The sequence below is a fragment of the Candidatus Galacturonatibacter soehngenii genome (assembly GCF_008830185.1).
Taxonomy (GTDB): Bacteria; Bacillota; Clostridia; order Lachnospirales; family Lachnospiraceae; genus Lachnotalea; species Lachnotalea soehngenii.
Genome location: NZ_WAGX01000004.1, coordinates 450,951 through 468,477 on the forward strand (window position 1 = coordinate 450,951; position 17,527 = coordinate 468,477).

At 33.3% G+C, this 17,527-nt stretch carries 16 protein-coding genes; 14 read left to right on the forward strand and 2 right to left on the reverse strand.

What is annotated here, in order from left to right:
- Window positions 1-105: 105 nt before the first annotated feature.
- Window positions 106-2,073, reverse strand: coding sequence for a methyl-accepting chemotaxis protein (locus F7O84_RS04620; RefSeq protein WP_151142421.1), 1,968 nt, complete (start codon window positions 2,071-2,073; stop codon window positions 106-108).
- 227 nt (window positions 2,074-2,300) lie between these two features.
- Here F7O84_RS04620 and F7O84_RS04625 point away from each other — a divergent pair, with 227 nt between their 5' ends.
- From F7O84_RS04625 to F7O84_RS04645, 5 genes are all read left to right on the forward strand, one after another.
- Window positions 2,301-2,753: a zinc-ribbon domain-containing protein gene (locus tag F7O84_RS04625; protein WP_192451655.1), complete on the forward strand. Its 453-nt coding sequence runs from the start codon at window positions 2,301-2,303 to the stop codon at window positions 2,751-2,753.
- A gap of 79 nt (window positions 2,754-2,832) precedes the next feature.
- Window positions 2,833-3,258, forward strand: a complete 426-nt coding sequence (locus F7O84_RS04630; protein ID WP_151142425.1) for a hypothetical protein — start codon at window positions 2,833-2,835, stop codon at window positions 3,256-3,258.
- Between the two features lie 101 nt (window positions 3,259-3,359).
- Entirely contained in the window at window positions 3,360-5,651 is a 2,292-nt protein-coding gene (locus F7O84_RS04635; RefSeq protein ID WP_151142427.1) for a ribonucleoside-diphosphate reductase subunit alpha, read from the forward strand.
- 18 nt (window positions 5,652-5,669) lie between these two features.
- On the forward strand, window positions 5,670-6,698 hold the full coding sequence (locus F7O84_RS04640) for a ribonucleotide-diphosphate reductase subunit beta (RefSeq protein WP_151142429.1): 1,029 nt from the start codon (window positions 5,670-5,672) through the stop codon (window positions 6,696-6,698).
- Window positions 6,699-7,051: 353 nt separating this feature from the next.
- Window positions 7,052-7,549, forward strand: a complete 498-nt coding sequence (locus F7O84_RS04645; RefSeq protein WP_192451656.1) for a CarD family transcriptional regulator — start codon at window positions 7,052-7,054, stop codon at window positions 7,547-7,549.
- A 94-nt stretch (window positions 7,550-7,643) separates the two neighbouring features.
- Here F7O84_RS04645 and F7O84_RS04650 read toward each other — a convergent pair whose 3' ends face one another.
- The gene (locus F7O84_RS04650) at window positions 7,644-7,958 is read right to left on the reverse strand and encodes a hypothetical protein (protein WP_243140806.1); all 315 of its coding nucleotides are present in this window, start codon (window positions 7,956-7,958) and stop codon (window positions 7,644-7,646) included.
- Window positions 7,959-8,314: 356 nt separating this feature from the next.
- Between F7O84_RS04650 and F7O84_RS04655 the strand changes: the two genes are divergently transcribed.
- The 9 genes from F7O84_RS04655 to F7O84_RS04695 all read left to right on the forward strand — a co-directional run bounded on the left by F7O84_RS04655 (window position 8,315) and on the right by F7O84_RS04695 (window position 17,527).
- Window positions 8,315-9,250, forward strand: a complete 936-nt coding sequence (locus F7O84_RS04655) for a hypothetical protein (protein ID WP_151142433.1) — start codon at window positions 8,315-8,317, stop codon at window positions 9,248-9,250.
- A gap of 149 nt (window positions 9,251-9,399) precedes the next feature.
- Window positions 9,400-10,017, forward strand: coding sequence for an NUDIX hydrolase (locus F7O84_RS04660; protein ID WP_151142435.1), 618 nt, complete (start codon window positions 9,400-9,402; stop codon window positions 10,015-10,017).
- Between the two features lie 27 nt (window positions 10,018-10,044).
- Window positions 10,045-10,953: a LysR family transcriptional regulator gene (locus tag F7O84_RS04665; protein ID WP_151142437.1), complete on the forward strand. Its 909-nt coding sequence runs from the start codon at window positions 10,045-10,047 to the stop codon at window positions 10,951-10,953.
- Between the two features lie 118 nt (window positions 10,954-11,071).
- Window positions 11,072-12,715: a nickel ABC transporter substrate-binding protein gene (gene nikA / locus F7O84_RS04670; protein WP_207708036.1), complete on the forward strand. Its 1,644-nt coding sequence runs from the start codon at window positions 11,072-11,074 to the stop codon at window positions 12,713-12,715.
- A 124-nt stretch (window positions 12,716-12,839) separates the two neighbouring features.
- On the forward strand, window positions 12,840-13,778 hold the full coding sequence (opp1B, locus tag F7O84_RS04675) for a nickel/cobalt ABC transporter permease (protein WP_151142439.1): 939 nt from the start codon (window positions 12,840-12,842) through the stop codon (window positions 13,776-13,778).
- Complete coding sequence (gene opp1C / locus F7O84_RS04680; RefSeq protein ID WP_151142441.1) at window positions 13,779-14,603, forward strand: nickel/cobalt ABC transporter permease; 825 nt, start codon at window positions 13,779-13,781, stop codon at window positions 14,601-14,603.
- Window positions 14,600-15,442, forward strand: coding sequence for an ABC transporter ATP-binding protein (locus tag F7O84_RS04685; protein WP_151142443.1), 843 nt, complete (start codon window positions 14,600-14,602; stop codon window positions 15,440-15,442). The genes opp1C and F7O84_RS04685 overlap by 4 nt, the downstream gene beginning before the upstream one ends.
- Window positions 15,426-16,172 (forward strand): ABC transporter ATP-binding protein, encoded by a 747-nt coding sequence (locus F7O84_RS04690; protein WP_151142446.1) that lies wholly within the window; start codon window positions 15,426-15,428, stop codon window positions 16,170-16,172. The genes F7O84_RS04685 and F7O84_RS04690 overlap by 17 nt, the downstream gene beginning before the upstream one ends.
- Complete coding sequence (locus F7O84_RS04695) at window positions 16,169-17,527, forward strand: MATE family efflux transporter (protein WP_151142448.1); 1,359 nt, start codon at window positions 16,169-16,171, stop codon at window positions 17,525-17,527. Before F7O84_RS04690 ends, F7O84_RS04695 begins: the two co-directional genes overlap by 4 nt.

Below are 17,527 nucleotides of genomic sequence, written 5' to 3' on the forward strand. Positions count from 1 at the left end.
ATTAACAAGAATCGATCGACATAGTGATATTAATACATATGCATGCATGTTAAAGAACATTAATAAAACGCCTAAATCATTTTGATTTAGGCGCGTTTATTAATATTATTCATGAAAAAATTTAGTAGTTGCTTGTAGATTCTCAGCCAATTCATTTAATTTTTCAATCTCTTGTACTACATATTCGATAGAAGCAGTTTGTTCTTCTGTAGAGGCAGTTACTTCCTCTGTGCTTGCAGCTGCCTCTTCTGAAACAGCAGATATGCTTTCAATGTTTTGTAGAATACTTTCACTTTCCTCTCTAACGGTTGATGTAGCGTGAGAGATTTCTTGTACTTCATTTGCAATCACACCAACAATTTTTAAAATATCATCAAATATTTTAGAGGTATTTTCTACGGCTTTGTTTTGTTCTTCAATGGTAGTTTTGGCGAATTTTACTCGATCCACTGCATTTTGTGTTGTGGATTGAATGGAGTTAATTATGGTATGTATTTCACCAGTAGAGGCCTGTGATTGTTCTGCTAGCTGTCTTACTTCATCAGCAACTACCGCAAAGCCTTTTCCTTGTTCACCAGCTCTTGCAGCTTCAATTGCCGCGTTGAGAGCTAACAGATTTGTTTGTTTTGTAACGCTTTGTATTACCTCAATAATTCTACCGATTTCATCAGTTTTTTCATGTAACGAATAAATGATTTCAGAAACTTGATCGACTGCCTGGTTTGTCTCTAGCATTTTTTGATCTTGCTCTTTAACAATGATAGCACCATTTTGAACTAACTTACTTGCTTTTGTTGAGGATTGATAAGATTGATTGCTATTATCTGCAATCGTATCAATCGATTTTGCAATATTTGTCATAGAAAATGCGGTACTTTGTAAATTACGTGCTTGCTCATCACTTCCTAAAGCCAAATCACTCACTGCATCAGTGATTTGAGTTGCAACTCCCTGTGTTTTTTGAGAATGAAACAATACCTTATCGGTTGATTCTTTTACCTCATCAGAAGATTTTCCTATTTGTTCTACCATATCCTTTAAACTGTTTCTCATATATTCAAAGGAACGTGCAAGCTGACCGATTTCGTCAGAGGATTTAACGAGAATGGGTTGTCCAATTTTTCCTTCTGCCAAGTCTTTTGCACTTTTATTTAGAATGATAAGTGGACGTGTAATAATTTTAGAAAAAATAAAACTGATGATGGTAGCTATAATTAGTATAATGATTGCTACAATGATTACATCAAAGATAACCGTGTATACTTGTGCATAAGCCTCATCATAATACTGTTGAACTACGATGCCCCAGCCCGTTGTAGGAACGAAAGTATAGGCTCCAAATCTCTTTTGATTTTCATAGGTATAAGACATAGTACCAGATGAACCTTCTAATGCTTTTTGAGTAATTGATATGTCGGATACATCTTTTTGTTCCTCAACAAAGGCTTGATCCTTATGTGCGAGAATGATTCCATTTCTATCGGTTATATAGGCATATCCAGTTTTTCCTAATACAATTTTTGAACTGTATTCTTCTAGTTTGGATAAATCAAGAGTAGCACCTAATAACGCAATCATTTTACCAGAGTTATCTTTAATGGGTGTGACAATGACGATGGCAGACTTACCAGTGGTATTGGAAATAATGACATCGCTAAAGATTGTTTTTTGCTCTGAAGTAACCTGTGTAAAATAAGCTCGATCTGAAATATTTGCAACTTTTGAATCATCTGATTTACATGTTTGTTGTCCAGTCATGTCAGCAATAAACATGACAGCAAATTCATTATAAATTGAATTGGTTGCTTTTAAAATATCTTTTTGTTTTTCTAAATCAAGGTTTTTTATATCAGAGATTTCTGATAAAGCTTCCAAGATTTGTGCTTTAGATTGTAAAAAAGAATCGATTTGCTGTGCCAATGCATCTGCATTTTGCTGTGTGGAATAATTTAATTGTTTTTCAATAATACTATCTTGAGAGAGTGCAGATAAGACACCTGAAAGTCCAACAGATAGTAGTACAATAACTATGAATAATATTGTTATTTTGGTTCCCAATTTTGCTTTTTTCATTTTGTCCTCCTTAAAGACTGTTACTATGTAATATGGGGATTATAGCACTACACTATAATTTTGTTGAAAAATATGGCTTAAAAATATATAAATAAGTGAAAAAGAATTATGAACGGAATAAAAAATAAATAGCAATTGATGATAATATTATTAAACTTGTGTAAAAGGTTAATATATACTATAATTTTAATTAGATTCTAAAACGAATAATGGCAAGGAGGTATTATATGGATTTTTTTGAAAAATTGGGAGAAACGATTTCAACCAAAAGTAAAGATGTAGCCAAAAAAGCAAAAGAGGTGGCAGAAGTTGTCAGCTTGAATGCTAAGATTAGTACCCAGGAAGATATCATAAAAAAGACCTATGCACAGATTGGTCAAAAATATTATGAAAAGTACAAAGAGGATTCTTTTAACGAATTTGGGGCAGAATTCGATAGTATCAATCACGCAATGGAAGAAATCAAACGCTTACAAGATGAGATTCAAACAATAAAGAATACAAAAATTTGCCCAAAATGCCAAGAGGAAGTTCCAACTGATTCAGCCTTTTGTTCAAAATGTGGCGCGCAATTTGAGGCAGAAAGTCAAGAGTCAGAAAAAGCACCACAAGAAGATAGAAACAATGACAAGGTAAGTGAGGAAGAACAGCCAGAAGTCAATGACGATGTTATAATTTAATGTAAAAGAAAGTGAAAGCTATTTTCAAATGAGAATAGCTTTTCCTTAATTAGAGGATGTGATTGAAAGGGTTTTGATTATGAAAAAAGAAAAGAAAATTTTATTAGTTTTTAATTTCTTCTTATTGTTTTGGTTTTTTCTAGATATGATAGGTTTAAGTCTATTTGGGAATACTTTGGTTAGTAGATCATTTAACGATGACGGAATATTTTTTATTATTTATCTAGTGTTGTTATTGGTATTTCTTATAAATGAAAAAATAGGCCTTTACCCACTTAGCTTTTGGTTGTTTCTATGGTTTGTAACTCAATTTCTTTCACATTGGTATTTTACAATATTTGGACCTTGGGAGAAGAAAAGACAATATTTTTCAGATACAATAAAATTATTTCAAACAAAAGAAGTTTACATACCAGATATTTATCACATAGTCCTGCATGCTTTGATTCTACTTGCTTTGGCAGGAAGTATTCGTTATTTAATAAGTAGAAAGAAAAAAATATAGTGCAAAATTACCCCTAGCCAAATCTACTAACTTAGTATAGAATAAATACAATAATAGTTATTGTTATCAAATTATGCTAACAAGTAAGAGAGGGTGGACGAATGAACATCAAAATCAAAAAGCGTAACGGTGCCTATGAGCAATTATGTGTAGAGAAAACAAAAAAAATGGTCGCTTTTGCCTGTGAAGGACTAAAAGGCTGTAATCCCATTGAGCTTGAGATGGATTCTAATTTACAATTTCGTGATGGAATGAGTACAAAAGAGATTCAAAAAGTATTAATTCAAACAGCCATCGAAAAGATGGTTCAAACAACGAAGGATGAGTTTGGTAATCTCATTAAGAAAACGAATATTAACTGGCAATATGTAGCTGCTAGATTATTAATGTCTGATTTATATAAAGAAGCAGCAATTAATAGAGGATACAAACATTTTGGATATGGCGATTTTAGTGAATTGGTACATAAGTTAAGTGATTTAGGATATTATGGAGCGTATTTACTTGAAGAATATTCCAAGGAAGAGATAAAAGAACTAGGAAGTTATTTAAAAGAAGAAAGAGATTTACTTTTTAACTATGAAGGGCTTAAGTTATTAGCAGATCGCTATTTGATTCGAGGATTTGATAAAGAAGTGCTTGAACTTCCACAGGAACGTTTCATGGTAATAGCGATGCATCTGGCCATTCCAGAAGGAGAGAAAAAACTTTTTTATGCAAAGAAATTTTATGATATTTTAAGCGAACTAAAAATGACAACGGCAACTCCAACACTAGCAGGTGCTGGCACTCCTTATCATCAATTAAGTAGCTGTTTTATATCGGTGGTAGGTGACAATCTTTGGTCGATTTATGATGTAAATCAAAAGTTTTCAAATGTATCAAAGCATGGCGGAGCACTTGGAATTTATCTTGGAAAAGTTCGTGCACTCAATAGTGAAATCAGAGGACATAAGAATGCCTCAGGTGGCGTAATTCCTTGGATTCGCCTCTATAATGATACGGCCGTTGCAGTTGATCAGCTTGGAAGAAGAAAGGGCGGTGCTTCTATCACACTGGATATATGGCATCAGGATTTATATGAGTTTCTAGAACTTCGTACAAATAATGGTGATGATAGGAGAAAGGCACATGATATTTTCCCAGCAGTAAGTATTCCAGACTTATTTATGCAACGTTTAGAAGCCAGAAGTAACTGGTCATTATTTGATCCATATATGGTTAAAAAGGAAATGGGATTTTATCTGGAGGATTATTACGATGAAGTAGATGAAAAAGAATTCACCAACCGCTATCTTGCCTGTGAAAATAATGAAAAATTAGAAAGAATTACAGTTACGGCTCTTGATATTATGAAACGAATCATGAAGAGTGCGGTAGAGACTGGAACACCGTTTATTTTCTTTCGTGATACAGTAAATCAAGCCAATCCAAATAAACATGCTGGAATGATTTATGCTTCCAATCTATGCCATGAGATTGCACAAAATGTAAGTGAATCAACCTTCGTAGAAGAAACAGTTGAATACGAAGATGGACAAGCAAAGGTAATAAGAACGCTTCAATCTGGTGACATGGTTACCTGTAATCTAAATTCTATTAACTTAGGGCGTGTAACAAAAGAAGAACTAAAAGAGACAATTCCTCTACAAATTCGTATGCTTGATAACGTAATTACGTTGAATCAAGCACCCGTTGCAGAAGCTAAGATTACAAGTGATAAGTACCGCGCGATTGGTCTTGGTACAAGTGGTTATCATCATTATTTGGTAAATCAAGGTATTGCTTGGGAGAGTGAAGAACACCTACAAGAAGCCGACGTACTCTATGAAGAAATTGCATATCAAGCCATCAAGGCTTCTGTTGAATTAGCAAAAGAAAAGGGAGCTTATCAAGCGTTTGAAGGCTCCGAATGGCAGTCAGGCAAATACTTTGAACGAAGAGGTTATCAGTCAAAGCGTTGGCAGTCATTGAAAGAAGAAGTAGCTAAATATGGAATCAGAAATGGCTACATTATGGCAGTTGCACCAACTGGAAGTACCTCTAATATAGCAGGAACGACAGCAGGAATTGATCCAATCTTTCGAAAAGTATTCGTAGAGGAAAAGAAAGGAAGTGTTACACCAAAGGCAGCTCCTGATTTAAGTGATGCTAATTTCTGGCTTTATAAAGAAGCACATCATATCAATCAGCAGTACAGCATCAAAGCCTGTGGAGTAAGACAAAAGCATATCGATCAAGCGCAGTCTTTTAACCTTTATATTACACCAGAGGTAAAAGCAAAAGACATCCTTGATTTATATATGGAATCGTGGAAAAATGGTATTAAGACAATCTATTATATTCGAAATCAATCGCTTGAAATGGACGAGTGTGTAAGCTGTTCCAGTTAATGCGTATAGGAGGCAAAGATGATAAAAAAGAAAATTTTTAATGAGGACGGAGTAAGAGGAACTGTTTCTTTGATTAATGGAAACACAACGAATTTAAGAGAATGGAATCGTATCAAATATGACTGGGCGAATCTAATGTATCGTACCATGTTAAATAATTTTTGGATTCCAGAGGAAATTTCCTTACATGAGGATATCAAACAGTTTCCTTTACTAACGGATGGAGAGCGAAATGCCTTTGATAAGATTATTTCCTTTTTGAATTTCCTTGATTCCGTTCAAAGTGAGAATCTTCCAAATCTATCTAGATATATTACAGCACCAGAAGTATCCTCACTCCTTAATATACAGGCTTTTCAGGAAGAAATACATGCGCAAAGCTATTCCTATATCTTAGATACCGTAACCAATCCTGTTACCAGAGATAAGATTTATGATGAATGGAGAGAAGATAAAAATCTATTAAAACGAAATCGCTACATTGCAAATATCTATCAACAATTCAATGAAGAAGCAACTGTGGAGCATTTTATTCGTGTGGTAATTGCCAACTATATCTTGGAGGGAATTTACTTTTATTCAGGCTTTAGTTTTTTTTACACTCTGGCAAGACAAGGGAAGATGACTGCAACAAGTACCATCTTTAAATATATCAATCGTGATGAAGTAACTCACTTGGTTCTCTTTCAAAATATCATTAAGGAGTTAAAAAATGAGAATCCGCAGTTATTTGATGACAAACTCATACAAGAAATTAGAGATATGATGAAAACAGGAGTTGAGCATGAGATAATATGGGGACAGTATGTGACCAATAATGAAATATTAGGAATTAATGATGAGTTAATTGAAAAATATATCAAATACCTTGGAAATCAAAGATTAAAAGCAATCGGTCTAAAAGAGCTATATCCAGAAATTACGGAAAATCCGATGGCATGGATTGAAAACTTTTCCAATCTAAACAGTACAAAGACGGATTTCTTTGAAGCTAAGGTAACAAATTATACGAAGGCTGCAGCCTTTAACTTTGATGATTTGGAATAGATGAATCGACAAAGATTGATGTAATCATATTATTATCGACCAATTTCTTCTGATATCCAATCATAAATTGTATAATATGCACAAAAACATATAGGTTAGAGCATGGTAAAATTGTAGAAAAAATATAAAAACCTTGCTTTTCCCTGTGGGATAAGCTATAATTGAAATAGAACTAATAACGGTACTTACCAATCACGGTTTCGTAGTAATTAATAAAAAGGATTGATTTCCTAAGACGTGACTGAATATAGACTTAATGATAAACCACCAGAATCAATTTTATTTCTGGTGGATTTATTCTATATAGGAAAGTTTGAATTTTATTGATTATTAGAATGAAAGGAGTTATCACTATGTTTCAAGTTGGAGATTATATTATTTATGGTAGTAACGGGGTTTGTAAAGTAGAAGAAATTGGTCCAATTAAGATTGGCGGAGTTTTAAGCAAAAAAGAATACTATTTTTTGTTACCTATCTATGTAAAAGGAACGATGGTGTATACTCCAGTAGATAGTGAAAAGACAGTGATGAGACCAATCATCTCAAAAAAAGCTGCTCATGAACTGATTTCTCAAATAGACCAGATAGAACCAATTAATGAATTAGAGGATAGAGAAAGAGAGTTTGTATATCGTAAACTAATGAAAACATACGATTGCAAAGAATTGATTAAGATTATCAAAACAATTTCTATCCGCAAAAAAATTCGAGAAGAAGAAGGAAAAAAATTAATTGCGACTGATGAAAAATACTTAAATCTTGCCAAAGATTGTGTTTTGGGTGAATTATCTATTCCTTTACAGATGAAAAGAGAAGAAGTTGAAGAGTTTATTTTGCAAAAAATAGATTAAAGAATTGATATACGGTCGAGTAAGTTTTTATTCTTACTCGACCGTTTGCTTAAGTTCTAATCTATTAAAAGCTTAAAATCAATACTATAATTATTTATTTAAGCGGTGTTAGTGAGTAGTAAAGAATTAGTTTTTTGGTTCCACAATGGCAAGAACAACCTACAAAAACGGTTTCTTCTTCTTGGAAATACACATGGAATAAAGGGGCAAATAAATTAACGAGCCATAAGAAGTAATTTAATTCTCTTTCTAACTGTTCTGCATTGCAATAAGTGAATACCTTAGCATACCAAGATTTACATGATCTATCAAAGCGATCCCAAGTTATACCAAAGTTTTTATCTAGGATTTCTTTTATCTCTGTATCAGATTTACCTTCAATAAGAGTCAAAAGTTGTTGTTTATCCATAATGCAATCACTCCTTCCATAATATATAATATTCAAAAATACAAAATTTGTGACGAAAACACAACAAAAGTTTATAAATTTTTTTAAAATTCTTCAAAGTTCATAAATAAATTGCTTACTTCTAAATTTTATTTTAAAATAATTGTAATTATTTTACAAAAAAGGTTTATTATATTTGAAAAAAATGTTATATTATGATAAATTGAATACACAGATAAAACGATGTTGTTATACTCGTTTTAATTTATTGGGGAAAATGTAATAACTATATTTAATTTGATATATATATGAAAGGTATATATAAATTTTAATGTGAAGGCATCAAAAGAAAATAACATAATTAAGGGGGTACTACAATGAAAATGTTAACGTATCAAGATTATCAAAGAGTGAGAAAGTGGGTTTATCGCTATGCGAGATATCTGGATATAACGAGGTGGCAATATCATTTCGAACATGGAAGTAAGCAGGATGTTTTAGAAGCATTGTTATTTTATCAGAATGCAGATGGGGGATTTGGACATGCTTTGGAATGTGATTGCTGGAATCCAAATTCAACGCCAGTTAGTACCTTTATGGCTTGGAACATTTTAAAGGAAATTGGGTATGACAAAAAAGATAATCCAGTAATAAAAAGTATGTTAAAATACTTGGAACAGGGTGATTTTTGGAATGAGAAAGGCTGCTTGTGGTCCATACCATCGAACAATCAATACCCTGTACAACCTTGGTATCTATATCCAAATGCACCATGGTTTCCAAAGGACTGGCCTCCGCAAAATTACACCAATGGCGATTTTGTCCAGTTTGTGATGAAATACGCAAAGAAGGAATCAAAGCTTTATAAAGGAGCCTTGCAGATAATCGAATATAGACTTTCGATTATGGATACGCTGGCTGAATTCTTATCCTTCGTAAAAAGTGATATTGAGCAAGGGATTGAAATCCATGATTGGATTAAGTTAATCAAGTGTCTACAAGAAAATAAGTTAAAAAGTGAAGAAGAATGCGAAGAGCTCTTTACAAAACTAGATGCAATCATAAAGAAAAATGCGATGGATGGTGTTTATCAATCAAGTAAAAAGTTAATTGAACAGAATGATTTAGGGGAAGAAGAGCTAGATGCGATGGTAGAGCAAATAGCAAATGGAATCTGGTCTGAGGAAGGATTAAAATGTGAGAATCCCGAACAAAGATTAAAAGAAATCGGATCAGTTGGCGAGCTTTGGTGGCCGATATATGGGTTGATTGATAGCATAAGGATATTAAGAGAACATAATCGTTTAGAATAATATAGTTCCAAAGAGTCTGTAAACATGATATTACAGACTCTTTTCTTGATGGAGCATTGTTAAAATAAGAATTTTAGGGTAGAATGAAAGGTATGTTGCAGTAAAAGAAACAATAATAACTTTTAAAAGAACAATGGAAGGTGACTATTTTGAAGAAGGAAGAGTTTTCATTACGAAGCCCTGGAATGATAGGAGAAGAAAAATTCAGGCAATATGCTGTTTTTGTTCCCTTGATTGATGATAGGGGAGCCACTTACTTGTTATTTGAAAAGAGGTCTAAAAAATTAAGACATCATCCAGGAGAGATATGTTTCCCAGGTGGAAAACTAGAAGCTGGAGAATCTTTGCAAGAATGTGCAATTCGGGAGACTACGGAAGAATTACAAATCAACTCGACACAGATTGAAGTGATAGGACCTGGTGATATTTATATATCCCCGTTTAACTTAATGATTTATCCTTTTCTTGGAAGAATCAAGGATTACAAGGACACGTATGGCAAAGATGAAGTAGAAGAAATCATTAAAATTCCACTCGATTTTTTTAAGAACCACCAACCGCAGCGATTCGAGACAAAACTGATTCATGAGCCGCCAGAAGACTTACCTTACGAATGGATTCCAGGTGGTACGAAATATCCTTGGGCTAAAGGCAGCTATGATTTATTGTTTTACTCTTATGAAAACTGGATTATATGGGGAATGACTGCACAAATAGTTAAGTCTATGGTAGGGTTAATTGAAGAATATGATATTCTTCATAAATAACAAGAACAATTGATATCGGAGAAAAAGATGGAAATACGACAAATGCAGTATTTGATTGCTGCAATCGAAACTAAAAGTTTGAATAAAGCTGCTGAAATCCTATATACTACCCAGCCAAATGTAAGCAAAGTAATAAGAAATTTAGAGACCGAGTTAGATGCTGAGATTTTTGTTCGTTCCAATAAGGGAATTCGTTTAACACCGTTTGGAGAAAATCTTTATGAATATGCTAAGAATATTGTTAAAAATGCAGAAATGATAAATATATTAGCAAGAAATGCACTCTATCAAAAATTAAAGATTGCATCTTACCCAAGTAATATGATTGCTAGACATATTTCTGACTTTTATATGGACAAGAAAGATGAAACACTGCATATTGAGTTTCAGGAAGGAACTGCGGAAGAAGTTATATCACTTGTCTCACAAAGCCAGTCTAGAATTGGTATAATCTATTTAGCTAAAAAACAAGAAGGTATTTTAAAAAGAATTTTAGAAGCAAAAAATCTTAAATTTACGCAATTAAGAGAATGCGAACTATGTTTGTACGTAGGTCCTAAAAATCCATATTATAATAAAAGGAGTATTGACTTTGAAGAGCTAACAAAACTTCGTTTTGTACAGAGAAACAAAGATTACTTTTCTATGATTGATCATTTAGACAACTTTAGTCTTGGGGTGGTTCGAACGGAACAACTCAAACATATGGTACATACTAACAGTGACCATTGCTTTTTGGATATGTTACTATATACAGATTTATGCAGCATTGGCTTGGACTTTATGAAATCGAATTACAAACAATATGATATTAAAACATTACCTGTGAATGGATGTGAAAAATGTCTTTTGGTTGGGTATGTTACGGATAAAAGTATTGAACTGGAAGAATACGAGAAGGAATATATTGAATCATTAGGTACGCTTTTTCAGTGAAATTACATGTATGAATAGGGGTTATAACAAATTGTTATAACCATCCTATTTTTTTTTGGCATTAGTAAGTTGTAACTAACTTATGTTATAGTAACAAATGGAAAAAGGAGGCAGTATTATGAAAAACAAAAAGATATTAACTTGTGCTACCATTGCACTTGTAGCAAGTATGATCGCGGGATGTAGTACGAATAACTCGACTACTACAAATAAACAAGAAGTTGCAAAAACGGTTGCGGCCAGTGAAGATAAGAAAGACGAAGCAGATTCAACTGGAAAAGAAGAACTTGTATTTGTTAATTTTCGAGATATTAGAGATTTAAATCCTCATTTGTATGCAGGCGAAATGTATGCTCAGGAAATGCTCTATGAAACATTGGTAACGATAACTGAAGATGGATATAAAGGATGTCTGGCAGAAAGTTGGGATATTAGTGAAGACGGTAGAGTCTATACATTTAAAATCCGTGAGGGGGTATATTTCTCAGACGGAACCATTTGCGATGCAAATGCAATTAAGGCTAATTTTGATGCCATTATTGAAAATAAAGAAAGACATACATGGCTTGAAATGATGAATCTTTTGGTTAGTGTAGATGCACCCGACTCAAATACATTTGTCATTACGTTATCGGCACCATATTATCCAATGTTAACAGAACTTGGAGTAACAAGACCATTTGCAATAATTTCTCCTAATGCAATGATGAATGGAAGTACAAAGGACGGTGTAAAGGAGTATATTGGAACTGGTCCGTATGTATTAACGGACTTTGTAATTGATGAGTATGCGGTATTTGAAGCAAATGATAATTATTGGGGTGAAAAACCAACCATTCAGAAAATAACGGTAAAAGTAATTCCAGATAACCAAACAAGAATTCTGGCACTTGAAAAAGGTGAAATTGATTTAATATATGGTAAAAACATGATAGATGCAGATGCAATTACCAAATATGCAGATAGTGAAGAAATTAAGGTGGCATTATCACAACCAACATCAACAAGACAGTTGGTAATGAATACAACAGATGAAATTCTAGGTGATATTGAAGTAAGAAAAGCATTGCAGCATGCGACCAACAAAACAGCAATCGCAGAAGGTATCTTTTATGGACTTGAAGAGCCTGCTGATTTCTTATTCTCAAAGACTATTCCATATTGTGATGTAGCATTGACACCTTATGAATATAATTTGGAGACAGCAAGTCAATTACTAGAGGATGCAGGTTGGGTAGTTGGAAGCGATGGAATTCGTGAAAAAGCTGGCGTAAAATTATCTCTTGATATGTTATACAACAGTGATAGCGTAACTGAAAAAACAATAGCAGAATACCTTCAGGCAGAATATCAGCAAATTGGTGTACAGATTATCATTAATGGACAAGAAGAACAGTCTTATAGAGATAATATGAAGGCAGGTAATTTTGATATAGTATTTAATATCAGTTGGGGAACTCCATATGATCCACAATCCTCCCTTTCAGGTATGACGGCACCTGTTTATGGCGACTATGCTGCTCAGCTTGGACTCGATAATAAAGCAGAAATTGACGAAGCAATTGAAAAAATCTTAGTTTCTACCGATGAAACAACCAGACAACAATTATATGATTTTGTTCTTGAAAGCCTTCACAAAGATGCTTTATATATACCTTTGACTTATGAGTGTAATAAGGCCATTTATACAAAAGATTTACAAGGTGTAACCTTTACACAAAGTCAATATGAAGTACCATTTTATAATATGTACTTTGAATAAAGTAGAGCTACTACCTAATCTATAAAATAAAATACCAGATGAATCGGTGAAATCTCCAATTTATATCTGGTATTTTTGTATGAGAATAAATAAAAGCCTTTTATGTTAGAAGGGAATAAATTAGATGAAAACTTATATTTTGAAAAGAATTGGAAGTGCGATTCCTTTACTGTTTTGTATTTCTTTTTTATGTTTTGTATTTATTAATCTGATTCCTTCAGATCCTGCTGAGGTTGCACTACGTGTAAGACAAACGCCTGTTATTACAGAACAGGCAATTGAAGAGGTGAGAGAAGAACTTGGATTAAATGCTCCTTATCTTGTTCGTTATGGAAGATGGCTTATGAATTGCCTTTCTTTTAATTTTGGAGTCAGTTATACGAATCCTTCTAGAACGGTTCTTGGTGAAATAAGTCGTTGTCTTCCAGCAACGGTTCAGTTAGCAATGGTATCATTAATTTTTGTTATTTTACTCAGTTTGCCGATTGGATTTTTGTGTGCGGTATTTCAAAACAGCTGGTTTGATAAAATTGTTCGAGCAATCGTTTTTATGACTACCGCTATGCCAGCTTATTGGATTGGATTGTTGCTAATTTGGTTTGTAAGTATATACTTAGACTTACTGCCAACAAGCGGGAGTGGAAGTATGAAGCATATTATATTACCAGCAATCACAGTTTCCCTAACCTATATTTCAACTTACATTCGGTTGATAAGAAATAATATGTTAGAAAATATGAAAGAAGATTATGTACTTTATGCCAATGTGCGTGGCTTAAAACAAACGAATATTCTAATTCGACATATTTTAAAAAATTCCTTACATACTTGTATTGTGGCAATTGGCATGAGTATTCCACAATTAATTTCAGGGACAATTGTTGTAGAGAATGTGTTTGCTTGGCCAGGACTTGGCAAGCTTTGTATCGAATCAATTTTTAATCGAGATTATCCAGTGATACAGACCTATGTACTATTAATTGGAACTTTATTCGTTGTATTTAATTTAATATTTGATATTATTTCTTATGTTACAGACCCAAGACTGAGAGGTGACAAATAAATGTGGAGACGACTTTATAAAAATAAAATGGCAATGGTTATGATTGGCATTATTTTAATGACGACAATAATAGGTATTTTTGCTCCATTCTTTGCACCGCATGATTCATATAAAATTAATATTTTAGATAAATATGCGCCTTATTCCCTAGAATATCCCCTTGGAACTGATAATCTGGGTCGATGTATTTTATCTCGCATGATATATGGGATTCGCCCTACGCTTTTTTTGTCCTTGCTTACTATGATTGGAACGATTTCGATAGGAACAGTCATGGGACTATTGGCTGGTTATTTTACAGGAATTATTGATGAAATTATAATGCGTATGGTTGATGTTATGTTATCATTTCCTAGCCAAATCATGGTGTTTGCAGTGGTAGCGTTGCTTGGTGTAGATGTTAGAAATGTTATTTTAGCAAATGTGTTTATCAAATGGGCATGGTATGCAAGAATGATACGGACTAACGTTATGAAGTATAAAGATACCAACTATGTATTGTATTCCAGATGCATTGGTAACAAAGAAAGCTTTATCTTGTTTCGTCATCTATTACCAAGTATTTCTTCAGAAATGGCAGTTTTAGCAACCCTAGATATTGGATGGGCCATTCTTAATATCTCCACCTTGTCTTTTTTGGGATTAGGTGTGCAAGCTCCAACGCCAGAATGGGGTGCTATGCTTAGTGAGGCAAAAAACGTATTGACGACAAATCCCAATCAAATGATTGCACCTGGTGTGGCTATTGTTATTTTGGTCGCTGCCTTTAATTTTCTTGGTGATGCACTTCGTGATGCATTGGATCCAAAGGAGAAAAACCTATGAGTGAGAAAAAAATACTGGAAATAAAAAACCTTACCGTTGATTTAAGAAATACAAATAAACAAACACAAAAAATCATTCATGATATTAGTTTTGAGCTTTATGAAGGAGAGTGCCTTGGTATTTTAGGTGAAAGTGGTAGTGGGAAAAGCATGAGTGTAAAAGCCATTTTAGGGTTATTAAATTCAAATTTTATTATAAATGGCAAGGCAATGTTTTTCGGAGTCGATTTGCTTTCACAAACAAACGAAAAATTAAGACAATATCGTGGAAATAAAATAACTATGATATTGCAAAATCCTATGACTTGCTTTGATCCTCTTTATACAATGGAAAAACAAATAAAGGAAACCTGGATGTCGCATATACGTTTATCGAAACACGAAATGAAAGATAAAGCAATGGATATGCTTGCTCGAATGCAGTTAAAAGATCCAGAAGAAATATTAAAAAAATATCCCCATCAGTTAAGTGGAGGAATGTTGCAAAGAATTACAATTGGATTGGCTTTATCCATGGAACCTGATTTGATTGTCGCAGATGAACCAACTACTGCAATTGATGCAATTACTCAATATGAGATTATGAAAGAGTTTGAAGAAATAAAAAAAAGAAAAACAGCTATGATTTTTATTTCTCACGATTTGAGTGTGGTTTCTCAAATTGCAGACAGAATAATTGTAATGAATCAAGGCAAAATTGCAGAGCAAGGTGATTTAAATCATATCATGCTTCATGCAAAAGATTCTTATACGAAACAACTTGTAAGCAGTAAGAGGATGGTACTAGAAAAGTACAATGCTATTTTGCAGAAAGGATACAAAGATGATTACACTCGATAAAATCAATGTAGGGTTTCGAAAAGAAAATACAACGAAGTTATTTGGGAAAGAAAAAAAGCAAGTGTTATTTGACGTATCCATGCATGTAAATCAAGGAGAATGTATCGGATTATTGGGAGAAAGCGGGAGTGGAAAAAGTACACTTGGGCGGATAATATGTGGCTTATTAAAGCCTGATAGTGGTACTATAAATGTTACAGGTCCAATTAGTATTGTGTTTCAAGATTATACAACCTCAGCCAACCCAAGATTCACAGTTAGCCAGATTATAAAAGAGTCACTATCTGTAAGGGAAAGAACACAAGGCATAAAGATAGAAAAAGAAGAAGAGGTACAGCATCTACTAGAGCTTGTTGGATTACCAAAAGACTTTGTGACTCGTTATCCCCATGAGTTAAGTGGTGGGCAGTTACAAAGAGTTTGTATCGCTCGTGCTGTCGCCTTGCAACCAAAGACTATTTTATTTGATGAAGCAATCAGTTCATTGGATGCGCATACACAGGTACAAATCATGGATTTATTACTTAAAATAAAAAAGCAATTTAATCTTACCTATGTTTTTATTACACATGATCTTACTTCTGTTACTTATTTTTGTGATCGAGTCTTGTTTTTGTATCAAGGACGTGTTGTTGAAGAAAAAAAAGTAACAGATTTGGCGAGAGTGGAGCATGACTATGCAAAAAGCTTGCTTTATTCCATTGTAGATATTAGGAGTAACGAAAAATGAAACATGCCTCATTGACAGAAGGTGGTATGGTTAAGGGATTTCTTCTATTTGCAATTCCTATGTTGCTTAATAGTATCATGCAACAAATGTTTAGTACGGTTGATATGTACTTTATTGGAAACTATGTTGGAAAAAATGCAGCAGCAGCAGTTGGAGCAAGTGGAGTTTTAATAACCTGTATGATTGGACTTTTTACAGGGCTTACAACAGGGGCAGGAATTTTAGCTGCTCGTTTCTTTGGTAGTAAAAGATGGAAAGAGTATATTGAGGTTGGTAAAACAGCAAGAAAAATGAGTGTTATCTTTGGCGTTTTCATTATGTTATTAGGCTGGATGAATATGAAATCTCTATTAATTTTATTTAAAACGCCAAATGAGATATTAGATGATGCCTTACTATATGCAAAAACGTATTTATTTGGATTAATGCCTATGCTTCTTTTTCAAACTGATTTTGCTCTTATGAAAGCCTCCAATGAGGCAAAACGACCAGTTTATAGTTTGCTTCTTGCAGGAGTGATTAATGCAATATTAGATTATATATTTATCTTAGTTATGGAATGGGGAATTCTAGGAGCTTCCCTAGCTACGGTGATATCTCAATGGATTGCTGCAATCTTTACTAGAGTAATGTTTGTATATTACATCAGGAAAAAACTCCAACTATCTTATGTGAAAGTGAAAATAAGTAGAAAAAAAGAAAGAAATTTCATGTTAAAGATGCTAAAAATTGGATTACCAGCAGGAATACAGGCTGTGTTTCTCACTTTTTCTAATCTAGTTATGCAATATTTTGTGAATCAGCTTGGAATCTATCAGGTTGCTGCTTTTGCAGCTTATTTTAAAATTGAAACCATGATTTATCTTCCAATTCTTGCTATAGGCAACACCGTATTAATTTTTGTAAGTCAGAATGTAGGTGCAAAACAATATGAAAGGATAAAAAAAGGTGTTCTTTTTAGCCTTTGCTTTGCTGTTTTTACTACTTTAGTATTGTCGTTTGGAACACTTTTAATTGGAGAAGAGATTTTTTGGATACTGATTAAAGATAAAAACATTATTGCGTTTGGAAAAACATTAATTTTTATCTGTTTCCCATTTTATTTTATATATGCCATTCTTGATATCACGGGGAACACAGTAAGAGGGTTAGGTAATTCTTTGATTCCTATGATTAATAGTATCGTTAGTTTAGGATTCCTTCGAATTGCAATTGTTAGCCTATGGGCTGCTAATTATAAACAATTAAATAAAATTGCAATGGTTTATCCTATTACATGGGGGATCTGTGCAATGTTAAATGCAACTTTTCTGATAACACAGTGGAGAAGAATAAAAAGAAAACTGGAGATTTGA

What these genes read in the sequence shown, in the direction of transcription:
- F7O84_RS04620 (WP_151142421.1), bottom strand. Translation starts at nt 2,073, where the DNA reads ATGAAAAAAGCAAAATTGGGAACCAAAATAACAATATTATTCATAGTT.
- F7O84_RS04625 (WP_192451655.1), top strand. Translation starts at nt 2,301, where the DNA reads ATGGATTTTTTTGAAAAATTGGGAGAAACGATTTCAACCAAAAGTAAA.
- F7O84_RS04630 (WP_151142425.1), top strand. Translation starts at nt 2,833, where the DNA reads ATGAAAAAAGAAAAGAAAATTTTATTAGTTTTTAATTTCTTCTTATTG.
- F7O84_RS04635 (WP_151142427.1), top strand. Translation starts at nt 3,360, where the DNA reads ATGAACATCAAAATCAAAAAGCGTAACGGTGCCTATGAGCAATTATGT.
- F7O84_RS04640 (WP_151142429.1), top strand. Translation starts at nt 5,670, where the DNA reads ATGATAAAAAAGAAAATTTTTAATGAGGACGGAGTAAGAGGAACTGTT.
- F7O84_RS04645 (WP_192451656.1), top strand. Translation starts at nt 7,052, where the DNA reads ATGTTTCAAGTTGGAGATTATATTATTTATGGTAGTAACGGGGTTTGT.
- F7O84_RS04650 (WP_243140806.1), bottom strand. Translation starts at nt 7,958, where the DNA reads ATGGATAAACAACAACTTTTGACTCTTATTGAAGGTAAATCTGATACA.
- F7O84_RS04655 (WP_151142433.1), top strand. Translation starts at nt 8,315, where the DNA reads ATGAAAATGTTAACGTATCAAGATTATCAAAGAGTGAGAAAGTGGGTT.
- F7O84_RS04665 (WP_151142437.1), top strand. Translation starts at nt 10,045, where the DNA reads ATGGAAATACGACAAATGCAGTATTTGATTGCTGCAATCGAAACTAAA.
- nikA (WP_207708036.1), top strand. Translation starts at nt 11,072, where the DNA reads ATGAAAAACAAAAAGATATTAACTTGTGCTACCATTGCACTTGTAGCA.
- opp1B (WP_151142439.1), top strand. Translation starts at nt 12,840, where the DNA reads ATGAAAACTTATATTTTGAAAAGAATTGGAAGTGCGATTCCTTTACTG.
- opp1C (WP_151142441.1), top strand. Translation starts at nt 13,779, where the DNA reads ATGTGGAGACGACTTTATAAAAATAAAATGGCAATGGTTATGATTGGC.
- F7O84_RS04685 (WP_151142443.1), top strand. Translation starts at nt 14,600, where the DNA reads ATGAGTGAGAAAAAAATACTGGAAATAAAAAACCTTACCGTTGATTTA.
- F7O84_RS04690 (WP_151142446.1), top strand. Translation starts at nt 15,426, where the DNA reads ATGATTACACTCGATAAAATCAATGTAGGGTTTCGAAAAGAAAATACA.
- F7O84_RS04695 (WP_151142448.1), top strand. Translation starts at nt 16,169, where the DNA reads ATGAAACATGCCTCATTGACAGAAGGTGGTATGGTTAAGGGATTTCTT.